The following is a 14,719-nucleotide window of genomic DNA, read 5'->3' as shown; positions in this document are numbered from 1 at the left end:
CTGGGCCGCGGTGATGCGTCTCGTGCCCGGCGACGGGGTCGCCCCGGGCTTGGCCTGCCGGCCCCCTGCGCCAGGGGGGGCCTCTACAATCCCCGGATGTTTGTCCACCTGCGCCTGCACACCGAATTTTCCGTGGTCGATGGGACCACCCGCGTTGACGAAACGGTGGAGGCCGCCGCGGCCGATGGCCAGCCGGCCCTGGCCATCACCGACCTGAGCAACCTCTTCGGCGCGGTCAAGTTCTACAAGGCCGCGCGCGGCGCCGGCGTCAAGCCGGTGATCGGTGCCGAGGTGTTTGTGCAGGGCCTGGGCGGCGAGGTCGCCCCCGGCGCGTCGGTGCAGGCGCAGAGCCTGCCGCGCCTGCTGCTGCTGGTGCAAAGCCACCCGGGCTACCTCAACCTGTGCGAGCTGCTGGCGCGCGCCTGGACGCGCAACGTGGTGCGCGACCAGGCCGGCGTCAAGTGGGAGTGGTTGCAGGAGCTGAACGACGGGCTGATCGTGCTGTCCGGCGCCCACAGCGGCCCGGTGGGCCAGGCCCTGCTGGCCGGCGACGAGGCCAAGGCCGCCGACCTGGCGCTGCAACTGGCCGGCGCCTTTCCGCACCGTTTCTACATCGAACTGCAACGTGCCGGCCGCCCCGATGACGAACGCCACGTGGCCGCCGCCGTGCCCCTGGCCGCTCGGCTCAAGCTGCCGGTGGTGGCCACCCACCCGGTGCAGTTCCTGGGCCCGGACGACTACGAAGCCCACGAAGCACGTGTCTGTATCGCCGAAGGCGAAATCCTGGGCAACCACCGCCGGGTGCGCAAGTTCACCCGCGACCAGTATTTCAAGTCGTCCGAAGAAATGGCCGCGCTGTTCGCCGATGTGCCCAGTGCCCTGGCCAACACGGTGGAAATCGCCAAGCGCTGCAACCTCACGCTCACGCTGGGCAAGCCGCAGTTGCCCAACTTCCCCATTCCGCCGGTCGATGGCGTGGTGATGTCGGTGGAGGACTACTTCCGCCACGTCTCGCACGAGGGATTGAAGGCGCGCCTGATCCACCTCTATCCGGACGAAGCCCAGCGCGAAGCCGAGCGCCCGCGCTACGTGGAACGGCTGGAGTTCGAGCTCAACACCATCCTCAAGATGGGCTTCCCGGGCTACTTCCTCATCGTGGGCGACTTCATCCAGTGGGCCAAGGAAAACGGCTGCCCGGTGGGGCCGGGCCGGGGTTCCGGCGCCGGTTCGCTGGTGGCCTACGCGCTGCTCATCACCGACCTGGACCCGCTGCAGTACAACCTGCTGTTCGAGCGCTTCCTGAACCCGGAGCGGGTGTCCATGCCCGACTTCGACATCGACTTCTGCCAGACCAACCGCGACCGCGTCATCGATTACGTCAAGGACAAGTACGGCAAGGACGCGGTGAGCCAGATCGCCACCTTCGGCACCATGGCGGCGCGTGCGGCCATCCGCGACGTGGGCCGGGTGCTGGACTTTGCCTACGGCTTCTGCGACGGCATTTCCAAGCTCATTCCCAACAAGCCGGGCATGAGCGTGACGCTGCAGTACCCGCCCGACCCGCCCAAGCCCGGCGACAAGAACAACTACGCGATCGCCATGGAGCCGGTACTGGCCGAGCGCATCCAGAAAGAGGAAGAGGTCAAGCAGCTGATCGAGCTGGCGCAGAAGCTCGAAGGCATGACGCGCAACATCGGCATGCACGCCGGGGGGGTGCTGATCGCGCCCGGCAAGCTGACGGATTTCTGCCCGCTGTACCAGCAGCCAGGCAGCGAATCGGCCGTCAGCCAGTACGACAAAGACGACGTGGAGGCCGTGGGCCTGGTGAAGTTCGACTTCCTGGGCCTGGCCACGCTGACCATTCTGGAACTGGCCAAAGAATTCATTCTGCGGCGCCACCCCAGCCAGGCCGGCTTTGCGTTCGAGAACATCCCGCTCGACGACAAAGCCACCTACAAACTGTTTCAGGACGGCAAGACCGAAGCGGTGTTCCAGTTTGAAAGCCGCGGCATGCAGGGCATGCTGCGCGACGCCAAGCCCACCCGGCTGGAAGACCTGATCGCCCTGAACGCGCTGTACCGCCCGGGCCCGATGGACCTGATCCCCAGCTTCGTGGCGCGCAAACACGGCCGCGAAGAAGTGGAGTACCCGCACCCGGCGGTGGCCGACATGCTGTCCGAGACCTACGGCATCATGGTCTACCAGGAGCAGGTGATGCAGACCGCGCAGATCCTGGGCGGCTACAGCCTGGGTGGCGCCGACCTGCTGCGCCGCGCCATGGGCAAGAAAAAGGCCGAGGAAATGGCCGAGCACCGCGAGAAGTTCCGCGCCGGTGCCCTGGCCACCCACGGCATCGGCCAAGACAAGGCCGACGAGGTCTTCGACCTGATGGAAAAGTTCGCGGGCTACGGCTTCAACAAGTCGCACGCCGCCGCCTACTCGCTGCTGGCCTACCACACCGGCTGGCTCAAGGTCCATTTCACGGCGGAGTTCTTCTGCGCCAACATGACCATCGAAATGGACGACACCGACAAGCTCAAGGTGTTGTTCGAGGACGCGCTCAAGTTCGGCATCACCTTCGAGGCGCCCGACGTGAACCGCGGCACCTACCGCTTCGAGCCGGTCAGCGACAAGGTCATCCGCTACGGCCTGGGCGCCGTCAAGGGCACCGGCCAGCAGGCCATTGAAGCCATCGTGGCGGCCCGCGAGGGCAAGGGCGTGGGCCCGGCCGGCGACACCGTGGGCCCGTTCAAGAGCCTGTTCGACTTCTGCAACCGGGTGGACCGCAGCCGCCTGAACAAGCGCACGGTGGAGGCACTGATCAAGGCCGGCGCCTTCGACCATTTCGACCTCAACCGCGCGGCGCTGCTGGCCTCGGTGGAGCGGGCCTTCGACTACGCCAACGCCCAGCAGGCCAACGCCAACCAGGGCGGCCTGTTCGACATGTTCGGTGCCGACGACCACGGCGCCAGCACCCAGGAACCCGACCTGGTGGACATGCTGCCCTGGGGCATCAAGGAACGCCTGACGCACGAGAAAACCGCCATCGGCTTCTACCTCAGCGGCCACCTGTTCGACGAGGTGGAGCGCGAGGTGCGCCGCTTCGCCCGCACCCCCATCGGTGACGTGGTGGACAGCCGCGACCCGGTGCTGCTCGCCGGCATCGTCACCGACCTGCGCATCATCAATGGCCAGCGCGGCAAGGTCGCCATTTTCAAGCTGGACGACAAGACCGGCACGCTGGAAGCCACCGCCGATGAAGCCCTCATCAACCAGCACAAAAACCTGCTGAAGGACGACGAACTGGTGCTGGCCCAGGTGCTGGCGCAGCCGGACCGCTTCTCGGGCGGCTTGCGGCTCAAGGTGCAGCAATTGTGGGATTTGGGCGCGGCGCGTTGCCGCTTTGGCAAATACCTGCGCGTGGCGGTCAATGGCCAGGCGCCCGACGTGGCGGCGCTGTTGCGCGAGTTCCCGGCCAAGCGCGAGATGAGCGAGCAGGGCGAACTGGTGCGCGGCCTGCCGGTGCGCCTGCAGGTGCTGCGCGGGACCGCGCGCTGCGACATCCAGCTGGGCGAGCAGGCGCTGGTGTTCCCGTCGGACGCGGCCCTGGCCGCCTGGAAGGCCCAGGCCCACGAGCGCCGCGCCGAAATCGTGTTCGACTGACCCCGCGCCCGAGCGGTTGTTCAGTCCTGCGGCCGGAAGCCCAGGATCAGCGTGCCGGGCACCCGGCCGTTCTCGTCCTGCGGCAGTTTGCCGGTGCGTTCCACCGCGCGCAGCACCGCGTTGTCCCACGCCGGGTGGCCGCTGGACTGCAGCAAGCGGCTGCCCACGATGGTGCCGTCGGGCAGGGTTCTGACCTCCACCTCGGCACGCGGGTTGCCGGCCACGGCGTCGGCGAAGACGATGTTGGGGCGGATGCGTGCCACCAGCTTGCCCGCGTAGCCGGCCGACGGCCCGCTGGACTGCTGGGCCGTGCCGCGCGCACCCGCCGACCCGGTGGCCCCGGCCTGCCCCATCATGCGGGCCAGGTTTTTCTGGCGTTCGGCCTCCAGCAAGGCGTCTTGTTTGGCGGCCTCGGCCTTGGCGCGCGCCGCTTTGTCGCGCGCCAGCTGGGCGGCTTTTTCTTGGTCTGCCTTGGCTTGGGCCGCCCGCTCCTGGGCCTGCCGCTCCCGGCGTTCCTGCTCCCGCCGTTTGTGTTCCGCCTCACGCGCCAGCGCCTGTTGCCGGGCTTGCTCCTCGCGCGCCTTTTTCTGTTGTTGGGCCAGGGCGATGTCGGCGTCGCGCCGCGCCTGCGACACGTCGGGCGGGGGCGGTTCGGCGGGCCGCGGCTTGGGGGCGGGGGCCGGCGCAGGCGTCGGTTCCGGCGCCACCAGCTTGGGCGCCGCCACCTGCGGCAGGCGCGACCACAGCTCGGCCTCGGCCACCACCACCGTGTCGGTCTGCCAGCCCACACCCCAGGTCAGGGCCAGCACCAGCAGCGCGTGCACGCCCAGAGCCCAGCCCAGCGGGCCGCGCCAGCGGCCGCCGTCGGGCGGGTTCAGGTCCAGGGTGTCGGCGGTGGCCTGCATCGCCTGGGGTCAGCGGCCGGGTTGCACCGACAGGCCCACGCGGGCCACGCCGGCCACCTGCAAGGCGTTCATGGCCTGCACCACCACCTCGTACTGCACCGCCTTGTCGGCGCTGATGATGACCGGTGCCGGGCCTTCGCCCGCGGCTGGGGTGCCTTGCAGCGCTTGCACCCGGCCCACCAGGTTGGCCGCGGTCACCGGCTCGCCCGGGCCGGGGCTGCCCCCTTCCTTCACCGCGGTCCGGCCTTCCTTGTCGATCAGCACCTCGACAAAGCGCTTGGGCGGCGCCGCGCTCTTGCCCACGCTGGGCAGCTCGATCTGGCTCGGTGCGAGCATCGGCGCAGTCACCATGAAGATGATCAGCAGCACCAGCATCACGTCAATGAACGGCACCATGTTGATGTCGTTCATCGTGCGGCGGCCTTTGCCGCGAGAGGCGAGGGCGGGCATGGCGGCGTTCCGGTCAGCGGCCGGCCGGGGCCAGGCCGGCGGGCGCACCCGCGGCCCCGACGTTGCGGTGCAGGATGTTGGAGAACTCTTCCATGAAGGTCTCCAGCCGGTTGGCCACGCGGTCGATGTCGTGGGTGAAGCGGTTGTAGGCCACCACCGCCGGAATCGCCGCGAACAGACCGATGGCCGTGGCCACCAGCGCCTCGGCGATGCCGGGGGCCACCGTGGCCAGGGTCACCTGCGTCAGCGCCGCCAGGCCGGTGAAGGCGTGCATGATGCCCCAGACCGTGCCGAACAGCCCGACGTAGGGCGACACCGAGCCGACCGAGCCGAGGAAGGAGAGGTTGACCTCCAGCGCGTCCACCTCGCGCTGGTAGCTCGCGCGCATGGCGCGCCGCGCGCCGTCGAGCAGTGCGTCCGGCTGGGTGATGCGGCGCTCGCGCAGCTTCTGGAACTCGCGCATGCCGCTGGCGAAAATCCGCTCCATCGGGCTGCCGGCCTGGGCGTTGCGGCTGGCCGCGTCGTACAGGTCGTTCAGGTTGGCGCCCGACCAGAAGTCGCGCTCGAAGGTCTCGGTCAGGCCGTTCACGCGCTTGAGGGCGACCACCTTGCGGAAGATCGCGGCCCAGCTGATGACCGACACCGTTATCAGCAGGGCCACCACGGCCTGCACCACCCAACTGGCGTTGAGCATCAGCGAGACGATGGAAAAGTCGTGGGTCATGGGGGCGTCAGGGCGTGGAGGATGGAATCGGGGATGCGGCCGGGCCGCAGGCGGGCGGCGTCCACCCAGCCGATGCGGATCGTGCCTTCGCACAGCCGCTGCTCGGGGGCGCCATCGCGCAGCAGCCAGGCCTCCTGTTGCAGTGTCATGGAGGCGCGGCCAAGTTCCGTCACCCGGGCGCTGACTTGCAACAAATCGTCCAGCCGCGCCGGGCGGTGGTAGCGCAGCTCGGTGCCGGTGACCACGAACATGCCGCCGGTGGTGTCGCGCAGCCGCTGCTGCTCCACCCCCAGGCTGCGCAGCCACTCGGTGCGGGCGCGCTCAAAAAACTTCAGGTAGTTGGCGTAGAAGACGATGCCGCCCGCATCCGTGTCTTCCCAATACACCCGCACCGGCCATTGAAACACCTGGGTGCTCCCCTCAGGCGTCGGCGGCCGGCGGCGCATCGGCCGGTGCGCTGGTGGGCACGACCGCCTTGGCCGGCCGGCCGTGGCCGCGCTTCTGGTCGCGCTCCACCTCCAGCGCACGCCACTGCGGCGCCAACTGGTTCAACACGCCGTTGACGTACTTGTGCCCGTCGGTGCCACCGAAAGACTTGGCCAGTTCGATGCACTCGTTGATCACCACCCGCCACGGCACGTCCACGCAGTGGCGGAACTCGTAGGCGCCGATCCACAGCACGCCGCGCTCGATCGGCGAAATCTCGGCCAGCGGGCGGTCCAGGCAGGGGGTGATGGCCGCGTCCAGCTCCACCGCCTCGGCGATGCAGCCGTGCAGCAGCGCGTCGTAGTGGGCGCTGTCGGCCTTGTGGAAACCGCTCAGGTCGCGGGTGAACTGGTCCACGTCTTCGGCCTCGTTGCGGCCGACCAGGTGCTGGTAGAGGGCCTGCAGCGCGAATTCGCGGGCGCGGGTGCGGGCCGACTTGTCGGCGGCCTTGCGCGGACGCTCGGTGCCCGTGGGGGGGGTGGGCTGGCTCATGCGCGGTTCAACCGTTGCAGCAGGCGCGCCATTTCCACCGCCACCTGGGCGGCGTCGCGGCCTTTTTCTTCCTGGCGGGCCACGGCCTGCGGCAGGTTTTCGGTCGTCAGAATGGCGTTGGCCACCGGGATCTGGTGGTCCAGTGCCACCCGGGTCACGCCCGCGGCCGATTCGTTGCACACCAGCTCGAAGTGGTAGGTTTCGCCGCGGATGACGCAGCCCAGCGCGATCAGCGCGTCGAAGCGCTCGCTTTCGGCCATGGCCTGCAGCGCGGTGGGCACCTCCAGCGCGCCGGCCACCTGCACGTGCTCGATGTCGCCGGCCTGCACGCCCAGGGCCTGCAGCTCACCCACGCAGGCCTGCGCCAGGGCGTCGGTGATGCCCTGGTTGAAGCGCGCCTGCACGACGCCGATGCGCAAATTCGTTCCGTCCAGCGCACCGGCGCTGCCCTTGTTGGCACCCAACATCTCAATTTCCTTCGGTTTTGCTCAAAAAGCCGGTCACTTCCAGGCCGTAGCCGGTCATGCTGGGCATGCGCCGCGGCGTGCCCAGCAACTGCATCTTGTGCACGCCGCAGTCGCGCAGGATTTGCGCGCCCACGCCGTAGGTGCGCAGGTCCATGCGGCCGCGCTCCGGCGCTTGCGCCGAGCGGGCGGTGCCCTCGAACTGCGCCAGCAGCTGCTCACCGCTTTCGCCACAGTTCAGCAGCACCACCACGCCGCGGCCCCGGTCGGCCATGTGGCGCAGGCTGGTTTCCAGCGTCCAGGAGTGCATGGCGCGGTCCACCTCCAGCGCGTCCAGCACGCTCAACGGCTCGTGTACCCGCACGCTCACCGTGTCGGTGGCGCCCCAGCTGCCCTTGACCAGGGCCAGGTGCACCGCGCCGCTGGGCTGGTCGCGGTAGGCGTGCGCGGTGAACTCGCCAAACGCCGTCTGCAGCGGGCGCTGGCCCACCTTCTCCACCAGGCTTTCCACCCGGCTGCGGTGTTCGATCAGGTCGGCAATGGTGCCGATCTTCAGGCCGTGCTCGGCGGCGAACAGCTGCAGGTCCGGTAGGCGCGCCATGGTGCCGTCGTCCTTCATGATCTCGCAGATCACCGCCGACGGCGAGCAGCCGGCCATGGCCGCCAGGTCGCAGCCGGCTTCGGTGTGGCCGGCGCGCATCAGCACCCCGCCCTCGACCGCCTGCAGCGGGAAGATGTGACCAGGCTGCACCAGATCGGCGGCTTGGGCGTTGGCGGCCACCGCCACCTGCACGGTGCGGGCGCGGTCGGCGGCCGAAATGCCGGTGGTCACGCCCTCGGCCGCTTCGATGGACACGGTGAAGGCCGTGCCCATTTTGGTGCCGTTGCGCGGCACCATGGGCGGCAGTTGCAGGCGTTCGCAGCGTTCGCGCGTCAGCGTCAGGCAGATCAGGCCGCGGCCAAAGCGCGCCATGAAGTTGATCGCTTCGGGCGTCACGTGGTCGGCGGCGAGCACCAGGTCGCCTTCGTTCTCGCGGTCTTCCTCGTCCACCAGGATGACGATCTTGCCGGCCTTCATGTCGGCAACGATGTCTTCCACGGGCGAGATGGCGACCGGCGCCAGAGGGGTGTTGGGGGTGGTCATGGGAGGTGGGGTTCAGGCGCTGGCCGTCGCGGCGGTGGCCGGGGCGCCCAGCATGCGCTCGACGTAGCGCGCGATCAGGTCGATTTCCAGGTTCACCGGGCTGCCGCTTTGCAGCTGGCCCAGGGCGGTGTGTTCCACCGTGTGCGGGATCAGGTTGATGCTGCATTCGCAGCCTTCGGGCAGGTCTTGCACCCGGTTGACGGTCAGGCTCACGCCGTTGACGGTGATCGAGCCTTTGTAGGCCAGGTACTTGCCCAGGGCGGCGGGCGCCCGCACCCGCAGTTCCCAGCTTTCGCCCACGCGCGCAAAGTGGCTGACGTGCCCGATACCGTCCACGTGGCCCGACACGATGTGCCCGCCCAGGCGGTCGTGGGCGCGCAGCGCCTTTTCCAGGTTCACCGGGCCGGGCTGGTCCAGACCGGCGGTCTTGTCCAGCGATTCGGCCGAGATGTCGATGGTGAAGCGCTGCTGCGCCGGGTCCAGGGTGGTCACGGTCATGCAGGCGCCGTTGAGCGCGATGCTGTCGCCCAGGCCCACGTCGTCGAGGTAGCCGGGCGGCGCCTCCAGGGTCAGGCGTTTGCCGTGTTGCGAAGAAGAACCCAAGGGGTGGACGGCGGCGATGCGCCCCACGCCGGTGATGATGCCGGTGAACATCCCGCTATTGTCGCAGGATTGGCCCGGCCCCGGGCGGCGGTGGCCGGCCGGTCACTGGCGCACTTCGTCGACCAGGGTCTTGAACTCGTCGATGTCCTCGAAGCTGCGGTACACGCTGGCGAAGCGGATGTAGGCCACTTGGTCGAGTTTTTTCAGCTCGCGCATCACCATTTCGCCCAGGCGGTGCGAGGGCACCTCGCGCGCGGGCAGGCTCAGCAGCTTTTCCTCGATGTGTTCCATGGCCGCGTCCACCTGTTCGGTGCTGACGGGGCGTTTGCGCAGGGCCAGGGCGAAGCTGGCGCGCAGTTTGGCCGGGTCGTAGTCGATGCGCCGGCCGTCCTTTTTCACCACGGCCGGGAAGGTGACCTCCGGCCGTTCGTAGGTGGTGAAGCGTTTGTCGCAGGCGCCGCAGCGGCGTCGGCGGCGGATGAAGGTCCCCTCCTCGGCGACACGCGTCTCCACCACCTGGGTGTCGGCGTGGCCGCAGAAGGGGCACTTCATGGCCGGTTTACTTGTACACCGGGAAGCGGGCGGTCAGGGCGTTGACCTTGGCACGCACCGCTTCGATGTTGGCCGGGTCGCGCGGGTTGTCCAGCACGTCGGCGATCAGGTGGGCGGTGGCGCGGGCCTCTTCGTCCTTGAAGCCGCGGGTGGTCATGGCCGGGGTGCCGATGCGCACGCCGCTGGTCACCATCGGCTTTTCCGGGTCATTCGGAATCGCGTTCTTGTTGATGGTCATGTGGGCGGCACCCAGCACGGCCTCGGCTTCCTTGCCGGTGATGCCCTTGGCGCGCAGGTCCACCAGCATCACGTGGCTTTCGGTGCGGCCGCTGACGATGCGCAGACCGCGCTGGGTCAGCGTTTCGGCCACGATCTGTGCGTTCTTCACGACCTGTTGCTGGTAGGCCTTGAATTCGGGGGTCAAGGCTTCCTTGAAGGCCACGGCCTTGGCGGCAATGACGTGCATCAGCGGGCCGCCCTGCAGGCCGGGGAAGATGGCGCTGTTGATGGCCTTCTCGTGCTCGGCCTTCATCAGGATGATGCCGCCGCGCGGGCCGCGCAGGCTCTTGTGGGTGGTGGAGGTCACCACGTCGGCGAACGGCACCGGGTTGGGGTACACGCCCGCGGCGATCAAGCCGGCGTAGTGGGCCATGTCCACCATGAAGATGGCGCCGATTTCCTTGGCGATCTTCGCGAAACGCTCGAAATCGATGCGCAGGCTGTAGGCGGACGCGCCGGCCACGATCAGCTTGGGGCGGTGCTCGCGCGCCTTGGCTTCCATGGCGTCGTAGTCGATTTCTTCCTGGGCGTTCAGGCCGTAGGACACGACGTTGAACCACTTGCCCGACATGTTCAGCGGCATGCCGTGGGTCAGGTGGCCGCCTTCGGCCAGGCTCATGCCCATGATGGTGTCGCCGGGCTTGAGGAAGGCCAGGAACACGGCCTCGTTGGCCGAGGCGCCGCAGTGCGGCTGCACGTTGGCGGCGTCGGCACCGAACAGTTGCTTGACGCGGTCGATGGCCAGTTGTTCGGCCACGTCCACGTACTCGCAGCCGCCGTAGTAGCGCTTGCCGGGGTAGCCCTCGGCGTACTTGTTGGTGAGTTGGGTGCCCTGGGCAGCCATCACGGCCGGCGAGGCGTAGTTTTCGCTGGCGATCAGCTCGATGTGGTGTTCCTGGCGCGCGTTTTCGGCCTGGATGGCGGCGAACAGCTCGGGGTCGGTCTGTTCGATGAGGATGTTGCGGTCGTACATGGCAGTCCTGGAGTCGTCGAATGACCCTTGGTGACCAAGGGCTGCCCAGGCGAACGGCACAACACCCGCCGGCGGTGACGGCAGGGCGGCGCGCTTCCCCGTGGTAAGCCCACGTCAGTCACTTGGCGCCGGCCAGGGCCGGCGGGACCTATCGCCAGTCGCGCGCGAACGGGATTTTATCAGGACGCCTGCGGCAGCGCCCCGGTCTGGGTTGGGCTGGCTTCGGCTTCCAGTTCGGCGTCAACGCTCTGTGGCGCTTGGGGGCCTGTGGGCACCACGGTGCGGCGCTGGTGGGCGTTGAAGGCCACGCGCTGGCCCTGGGCCACGCGCTGCAGCCGCTCGTGCTCCGACAGGACCTTGTCGATGTAGTCCTGGCCGCTGCTGGACACCGCGCCGACGTACAGGCGCAGCCCACCTTCGACGCTGCCGGCGCGGCGGATGGTTTCCTGCAGCACCTGGGCCCCGACCCGCAGGTTGCTCACCGGGTCGAACGCGGCCAGGCGGCCACCGAAGTCCTCGTACTTGTCGGCATGCACCCGGGTCATCACCTGCATCAGACCCTGGGCGCCCACCGGGCTGGCCGCGAACGGGTTGAAGCGCGATTCGATCGCCATCACCGCCAGGATCAGCGTCGGGTCCAGGCGGGCGCGGTCGCCGATCTCGAAGGCCTCGGCCACCAGCGCGCCGATGGGTTCCGGCGCCACGCGGTATTTGCGGCTGAGCCAGTCGGCCACCTGGGCCTGCTCGCGGGGCAGGGCCTTGGGGTTGGTCGCGGTCACGCGGTCCACCGCGCTGGGGTCGGCGGGGATCTCGCCGTTCTGCGACTGGCGCTCTTCCAGCCAGCCGAACAGCTGGCGTTCGGCGCTGCTGCGCAGGTCCGGCTGGCTGACGAACAGCACCAGGCAGGCGGCGAGCAGCAGGCCCAGCAGGGCCAGGCTGTTGTGGGTCACGGACACAAAACCCTGGGCCACGTCCTTGAACGCGGTCTGGGTCACTTGCAGGGCCCCGGACAAGCGGGGCATTTGGGGCGCTGGCATAGCACTCTCCTTTCTGGGCGTCGGGGCGGGCGGTTGAAGCCCGGCGGCGCGAGATTGGGGGGTCGCCATCGACCGCCATGGTGCGGTCAACTGGGCCGGTTTCGGCGGCGTCTAAGGGTTCTCACGGATGAAAGTGGCGCGATGTTAGGGGGATCGACATTACCAGTCAATACTTATGAACATTCTTTTTATGCAATAAAAAGAATATGAATTCGGCGCCGCAGGGGCGCCCGTGGGCAAAAAAATGCCAATGAACGGGGGGTGGGCGATTGGCAAAATCAGTTGGCCACAGGGGCCAATGCCACTACACTGAAACTGTCGGTGGTGACGCTTCAAGCACAGTTCCCACCGGCCACTGCCCGCGGTCCAGTCCGCTGGATTGCCTGGCAATCAACGGGAAGCAATACCTTGCTTCCGGCGGGGTGAGACATCCAACTTCCATTCCGCCCATCGGCACGAACTGGGTTCTGCCGAAAGCCCTGGCGGGTGCAGCCTGCCGGGGCTTTTTCTTTTCAGTCCCGGGTCGCGCGGGCCCGCACCGCGTCGATGTAGGCCTGCCCGTCGGGCGGCCGGCCGCTGCGCTGGCTTTCCCAGAGCATGCGGCCCAGGCAGTCCATCACCTGGTGGTGGGCGTCGTGCACCGAATCGAGCCGCGCGGCCAGCAGTTCCACCGCCTGGCGGATGCCCAGGGGCTGGTCGATCGAGCATTGTTCACTGATGCTCAGGTGCATGGACAGGTGCAAGAACGGGTTGTCGCGCGCTTCGGCGGCCTCGTGCATGCGGCGCAAGGCCGCGTCCACGTCGGCCAACTCGGCGTGGTATTCGGGGTGGCGCTGGATCCACTCATGGGCCAGCACCTCGATGGCCTCCATCGGCGCGGCGTGCTGGGCTTTGTCGTACACCGCACAGAAGAAGCGGCGCACATCGGCTTGGGAGGGGGCGAACATGGCTATCGGTTCAAAAAAAGGATCAGATGCGCCAGGCCGGCAGCGACCAGTTGCGCCACAGTGCCAGACCGCGCAGGCCGGCCGTCACCAGCACGCACACCAGCAGGGCCTGGCTCGGGGAGCCGCTGAACTGCCACCAGCCGACGTAGGCCCAGCCGCCCACAAAGGCGCAGACCGCGTAGGGCTGGTGGTCGTGGAAGGCGCGCGGGATTTCGTTGCACACCATGTCGCGCAGCACGCCGCCGAACACGCCGGTGACCACGCCCATGAGCACCGCCACCAGCATAGGCGAGCCGCTGTGCAGGGCCTTGCTCACCCCGGCGGCCGCGAACAGGCCCAGGCCCAGCGCGTCGGGCCACTGCATCGCGCGCTCGGTGGGCTCGAAGTGGCGGTGCCGCACAAACAGCATGGCGCCCACGGTCAGGGCCATCAGGGCCCAGAGCCAGTGCACGTGGGCGGCCCAGAAGAAGGGGCGCTGGTCCAGCAGCAGGTCGCGCAGGGTGCCGCCGCCGAATGCGGCCAGAAAGGTCACGGTGAACACGCCCACCGCGTCCAGGCGCTTGCGCGCGGCCGCGAACAGGCCCGACAGGGCAAACGCCAGCGTGGCGGCCACTTCGACCGCCAGACGCAGGTGCTCGGCCCAGGGATTGAGGTCTTGCATGGGCTGCGATGGTAGCGCTCCGCTACCATGCCTGCCCAGCCATGGACTTTGCCGCTTTACCCTTTGCCCCCATTGCCGACCCGTGGTTCTACGCCGTGGCGGTGCCGGCCGTGCTGCTCATGGGCATCAGCAAAAGCGGATTCGGCTCTGGTTTCGGTTCGCTCGCGGTGCCTTTGATGGCCCTGGCGGTGACCGTGCCGCAGGCCGCGGCCATCCTCATGCCGTTGCTGCTGGTGATGGATGTGCTGGGCATGGCCGCCTTCCGCAAAGACCTGGACCGCCGGCTGCTGGCCTTTCTGCTGCCGTTTGCCCTGCTGGGCACGCTGCTGGGCACGGTGCTGTTCCGGGTCGTCGATGCCCGACTGGTGGCCGGTGTCGTCGGCGTGGTCACCTTGCTGTTCCTGGCCCAGCGGCTGCTGTTTCCCCCGCGCGCCGACGCCCCGGCCCCGCCCCGTTGGGTGGGCGCGGTGCTGACGGTCACCGCCGGTTTCACCAGTTTTGTGGCGCACGCGGGCGGCCCGCCGGTCAACGCCTACGTGCTGCCCTTGCGGCTGCGGCCGGTGGTGTTCACCGCCACCATGGCTTTTCTGTTTTTCGCGGTCAACCTCAGCAAATGGCTGCCCTATGCGTGGCTGGGGCTGCTGGACACGCGCAACTTCGCTACTTCGCTGGTGCTGCTGCCGCTGGCGCCGCTGGGGGTCTGGATCGGGGTGACGCTGGCGCGCCGCATCGACGCCCGGCTGTTTTACTGGCTGATCCACTGGGGCATGGGCCTGACCGGCGTCAAGCTGGTTTGGGACGGCTGGTTCTGAGACGCTGGCCTGTCGCTGGCCGGACAGGGCGCGTCCGCCGCTCGGACTACAGTGGCGGCATGCGCACTTTTTGCACCCTCGACGAACTCGCGGCCTGCGTCGGCCAGCCCGTGGCCGTGAGCGACTGGCACGAAGTCACCCAGGCCCAGGTTCAACGCTTCGCCGACGCCACCGGCGACCACCAGTGGATCCACGTGGACCCCGAGCGCGCGCGGCAGGGGCCGTTCGGCGCGCCTGTGGCGCACGGTTTCCTGACCCTGTCGCTGATGCCGGCGTTTCTGGAGTCGGCCCTGCGGGTCGACGAGGTGCGCATGGGGGTCAACTACGGCATGAACCGGGTGCGCTTCACCGCGCCGGTGCCGGTGGGCAGCCGGTTGCGCGCGCATTTCACGCTGAAAGCCTGCGACCCGATCGAGCCGCGCGGGCGACAATCGACCTGGGACGTGAGCGTGGAGCGTGAGGGCAGCGACAAACCGGTCTGTGTGGCCGAGTTCCTGGCCCGCAGCTATGCCTGAACGGCGCCTGGG

The 14,719-nt window shown here is 68.5% G+C and carries 16 protein-coding genes and 1 riboswitch; of the genes, 3 read left to right on the top strand and 13 right to left on the bottom strand.

Features of this window, described 5'->3' with window-relative positions; translation table 11 throughout:
• Positions 1 to 96: 96 nt before the first annotated feature.
• The gene (gene dnaE, locus HA630_RS13805; protein ID WP_166834666.1) at positions 97 to 3,663 is read left to right on the top strand and encodes a DNA polymerase III subunit alpha; all 3,567 of its coding nucleotides are present in this window, start codon (positions 97 to 99) and stop codon (positions 3,661 to 3,663) included.
• A 20-nt stretch (positions 3,664 to 3,683) separates the two neighbouring features.
• Here dnaE and tolA read toward each other — a convergent pair whose 3' ends face one another.
• The 13 genes from tolA to HA630_RS13740 all read right to left on the bottom strand — a co-directional run bounded on the left by tolA (position 3,684) and on the right by HA630_RS13740 (position 13,380).
• Positions 3,684 to 4,568: a cell envelope integrity protein TolA gene (gene tolA, locus HA630_RS13800; RefSeq protein WP_166834664.1), complete on the bottom strand. Its 885-nt coding sequence runs from the start codon at positions 4,566 to 4,568 to the stop codon at positions 3,684 to 3,686.
• A 9-nt stretch (positions 4,569 to 4,577) separates the two neighbouring features.
• On the bottom strand, positions 4,578 to 5,018 hold the full coding sequence (locus HA630_RS13795) for a biopolymer transporter ExbD (protein ID WP_166834662.1): 441 nt from the start codon (positions 5,016 to 5,018) through the stop codon (positions 4,578 to 4,580).
• 13 nt (positions 5,019 to 5,031) lie between these two features.
• Positions 5,032 to 5,742: a protein TolQ gene (gene tolQ / locus HA630_RS13790; protein ID WP_166834660.1), complete on the bottom strand. Its 711-nt coding sequence runs from the start codon at positions 5,740 to 5,742 to the stop codon at positions 5,032 to 5,034.
• Complete coding sequence (gene ybgC / locus HA630_RS13785) at positions 5,739 to 6,188, bottom strand: tol-pal system-associated acyl-CoA thioesterase (protein ID WP_166834658.1); 450 nt, start codon at positions 6,186 to 6,188, stop codon at positions 5,739 to 5,741. Before ybgC ends, tolQ begins: the two co-directional genes overlap by 4 nt.
• Positions 6,163 to 6,720: a transcription antitermination factor NusB gene (nusB, locus tag HA630_RS13780; protein ID WP_166834656.1), complete on the bottom strand. Its 558-nt coding sequence runs from the start codon at positions 6,718 to 6,720 to the stop codon at positions 6,163 to 6,165. The genes ybgC and nusB overlap by 26 nt, the downstream gene beginning before the upstream one ends.
• Positions 6,717 to 7,187, bottom strand: coding sequence for a 6,7-dimethyl-8-ribityllumazine synthase (ribH, locus tag HA630_RS13775; RefSeq protein WP_166834654.1), 471 nt, complete (start codon positions 7,185 to 7,187; stop codon positions 6,717 to 6,719). Before ribH ends, nusB begins: the two co-directional genes overlap by 4 nt.
• A 1-nt stretch (position 7,188) precedes the next feature.
• Positions 7,189 to 8,328 carry a bifunctional 3,4-dihydroxy-2-butanone-4-phosphate synthase/GTP cyclohydrolase II gene (ribBA, locus tag HA630_RS13770; protein ID WP_166834652.1) on the bottom strand — a complete coding sequence of 380 codons (1,140 nt, stop codon included), beginning with the start codon at positions 8,326 to 8,328 and terminating at the stop codon, positions 7,189 to 7,191.
• A gap of 12 nt (positions 8,329 to 8,340) precedes the next feature.
• Positions 8,341 to 8,982, bottom strand: a complete 642-nt coding sequence (locus tag HA630_RS13765) for a riboflavin synthase (protein ID WP_166834650.1) — start codon at positions 8,980 to 8,982, stop codon at positions 8,341 to 8,343.
• Between the two features lie 51 nt (positions 8,983 to 9,033).
• Positions 9,034 to 9,483, bottom strand: a complete 450-nt coding sequence (nrdR, locus tag HA630_RS13760; protein WP_166834648.1) for a transcriptional regulator NrdR — start codon at positions 9,481 to 9,483, stop codon at positions 9,034 to 9,036.
• A gap of 7 nt (positions 9,484 to 9,490) precedes the next feature.
• Complete coding sequence (gene glyA, locus HA630_RS13755; RefSeq protein WP_166834646.1) at positions 9,491 to 10,735, bottom strand: serine hydroxymethyltransferase; 1,245 nt, start codon at positions 10,733 to 10,735, stop codon at positions 9,491 to 9,493.
• Between the two features lie 36 nt (positions 10,736 to 10,771).
• A riboswitch (ZMP/ZTP riboswitch) is annotated at positions 10,772 to 10,907 on the bottom strand.
• A gap of 7 nt (positions 10,908 to 10,914) precedes the next feature.
• Positions 10,915 to 11,772, bottom strand: a complete 858-nt coding sequence (locus HA630_RS13750; RefSeq protein WP_371809241.1) for a lytic transglycosylase domain-containing protein — start codon at positions 11,770 to 11,772, stop codon at positions 10,915 to 10,917.
• Between the two features lie 512 nt (positions 11,773 to 12,284).
• A complete protein-coding gene (locus HA630_RS13745; RefSeq protein WP_166834644.1) occupies positions 12,285 to 12,719 on the bottom strand; it encodes a DUF1841 family protein in 435 nt (144 codons plus the stop codon).
• 22 nt (positions 12,720 to 12,741) lie between these two features.
• Positions 12,742 to 13,380 carry a trimeric intracellular cation channel family protein gene (locus HA630_RS13740; protein WP_166834642.1) on the bottom strand — a complete coding sequence of 213 codons (639 nt, stop codon included), beginning with the start codon at positions 13,378 to 13,380 and terminating at the stop codon, positions 12,742 to 12,744.
• Between the two features lie 41 nt (positions 13,381 to 13,421).
• Here HA630_RS13740 and HA630_RS13735 point away from each other — a divergent pair, with 41 nt between their 5' ends.
• Both HA630_RS13735 and HA630_RS13730 read left to right on the top strand, forming a co-directional pair.
• Entirely contained in the window at positions 13,422 to 14,192 is a 771-nt protein-coding gene (locus tag HA630_RS13735) for a sulfite exporter TauE/SafE family protein (protein WP_166834640.1), read from the top strand.
• Between the two features lie 59 nt (positions 14,193 to 14,251).
• Positions 14,252 to 14,707, top strand: coding sequence for a MaoC family dehydratase (locus tag HA630_RS13730; protein WP_166834638.1), 456 nt, complete (start codon positions 14,252 to 14,254; stop codon positions 14,705 to 14,707).
• Positions 14,708 to 14,719: the final 12 nt, after the last annotated feature.

It is taken from the genome of Aquabacterium sp. A08 (assembly GCF_011742065.1).
Note: the sequence above shows the minus strand (reverse complement) of the source record. Positions and strands in the feature narration are given on the sequence as shown.

What these genes read in the sequence shown, in the direction of transcription:
- dnaE (WP_166834666.1), top strand. Translation starts at nt 97, where the DNA reads ATGTTTGTCCACCTGCGCCTGCACACCGAATTTTCCGTGGTCGATGGG.
- tolA (WP_166834664.1), bottom strand. Translation starts at nt 4,568, where the DNA reads ATGCAGGCCACCGCCGACACCCTGGACCTGAACCCGCCCGACGGCGGC.
- HA630_RS13795 (WP_166834662.1), bottom strand. Translation starts at nt 5,018, where the DNA reads ATGCCCGCCCTCGCCTCTCGCGGCAAAGGCCGCCGCACGATGAACGAC.
- tolQ (WP_166834660.1), bottom strand. Translation starts at nt 5,742, where the DNA reads ATGACCCACGACTTTTCCATCGTCTCGCTGATGCTCAACGCCAGTTGG.
- ybgC (WP_166834658.1), bottom strand. Translation starts at nt 6,188, where the DNA reads ATGCGCCGCCGGCCGCCGACGCCTGAGGGGAGCACCCAGGTGTTTCAA.
- nusB (WP_166834656.1), bottom strand. Translation starts at nt 6,720, where the DNA reads ATGAGCCAGCCCACCCCCCCCACGGGCACCGAGCGTCCGCGCAAGGCC.
- ribH (WP_166834654.1), bottom strand. Translation starts at nt 7,187, where the DNA reads ATGTTGGGTGCCAACAAGGGCAGCGCCGGTGCGCTGGACGGAACGAAT.
- ribBA (WP_166834652.1), bottom strand. Translation starts at nt 8,328, where the DNA reads ATGACCACCCCCAACACCCCTCTGGCGCCGGTCGCCATCTCGCCCGTG.
- HA630_RS13765 (WP_166834650.1), bottom strand. Translation starts at nt 8,982, where the DNA reads ATGTTCACCGGCATCATCACCGGCGTGGGGCGCATCGCCGCCGTCCAC.
- nrdR (WP_166834648.1), bottom strand. Translation starts at nt 9,483, where the DNA reads ATGAAGTGCCCCTTCTGCGGCCACGCCGACACCCAGGTGGTGGAGACG.
- glyA (WP_166834646.1), bottom strand. Translation starts at nt 10,735, where the DNA reads ATGTACGACCGCAACATCCTCATCGAACAGACCGACCCCGAGCTGTTC.
- HA630_RS13750 (WP_371809241.1), bottom strand. Translation starts at nt 11,772, where the DNA reads ATGCCAGCGCCCCAAATGCCCCGCTTGTCCGGGGCCCTGCAAGTGACC.
- HA630_RS13745 (WP_166834644.1), bottom strand. Translation starts at nt 12,719, where the DNA reads ATGTTCGCCCCCTCCCAAGCCGATGTGCGCCGCTTCTTCTGTGCGGTG.
- HA630_RS13740 (WP_166834642.1), bottom strand. Translation starts at nt 13,380, where the DNA reads ATGCAAGACCTCAATCCCTGGGCCGAGCACCTGCGTCTGGCGGTCGAA.
- HA630_RS13735 (WP_166834640.1), top strand. Translation starts at nt 13,422, where the DNA reads ATGGACTTTGCCGCTTTACCCTTTGCCCCCATTGCCGACCCGTGGTTC.
- HA630_RS13730 (WP_166834638.1), top strand. Translation starts at nt 14,252, where the DNA reads ATGCGCACTTTTTGCACCCTCGACGAACTCGCGGCCTGCGTCGGCCAG.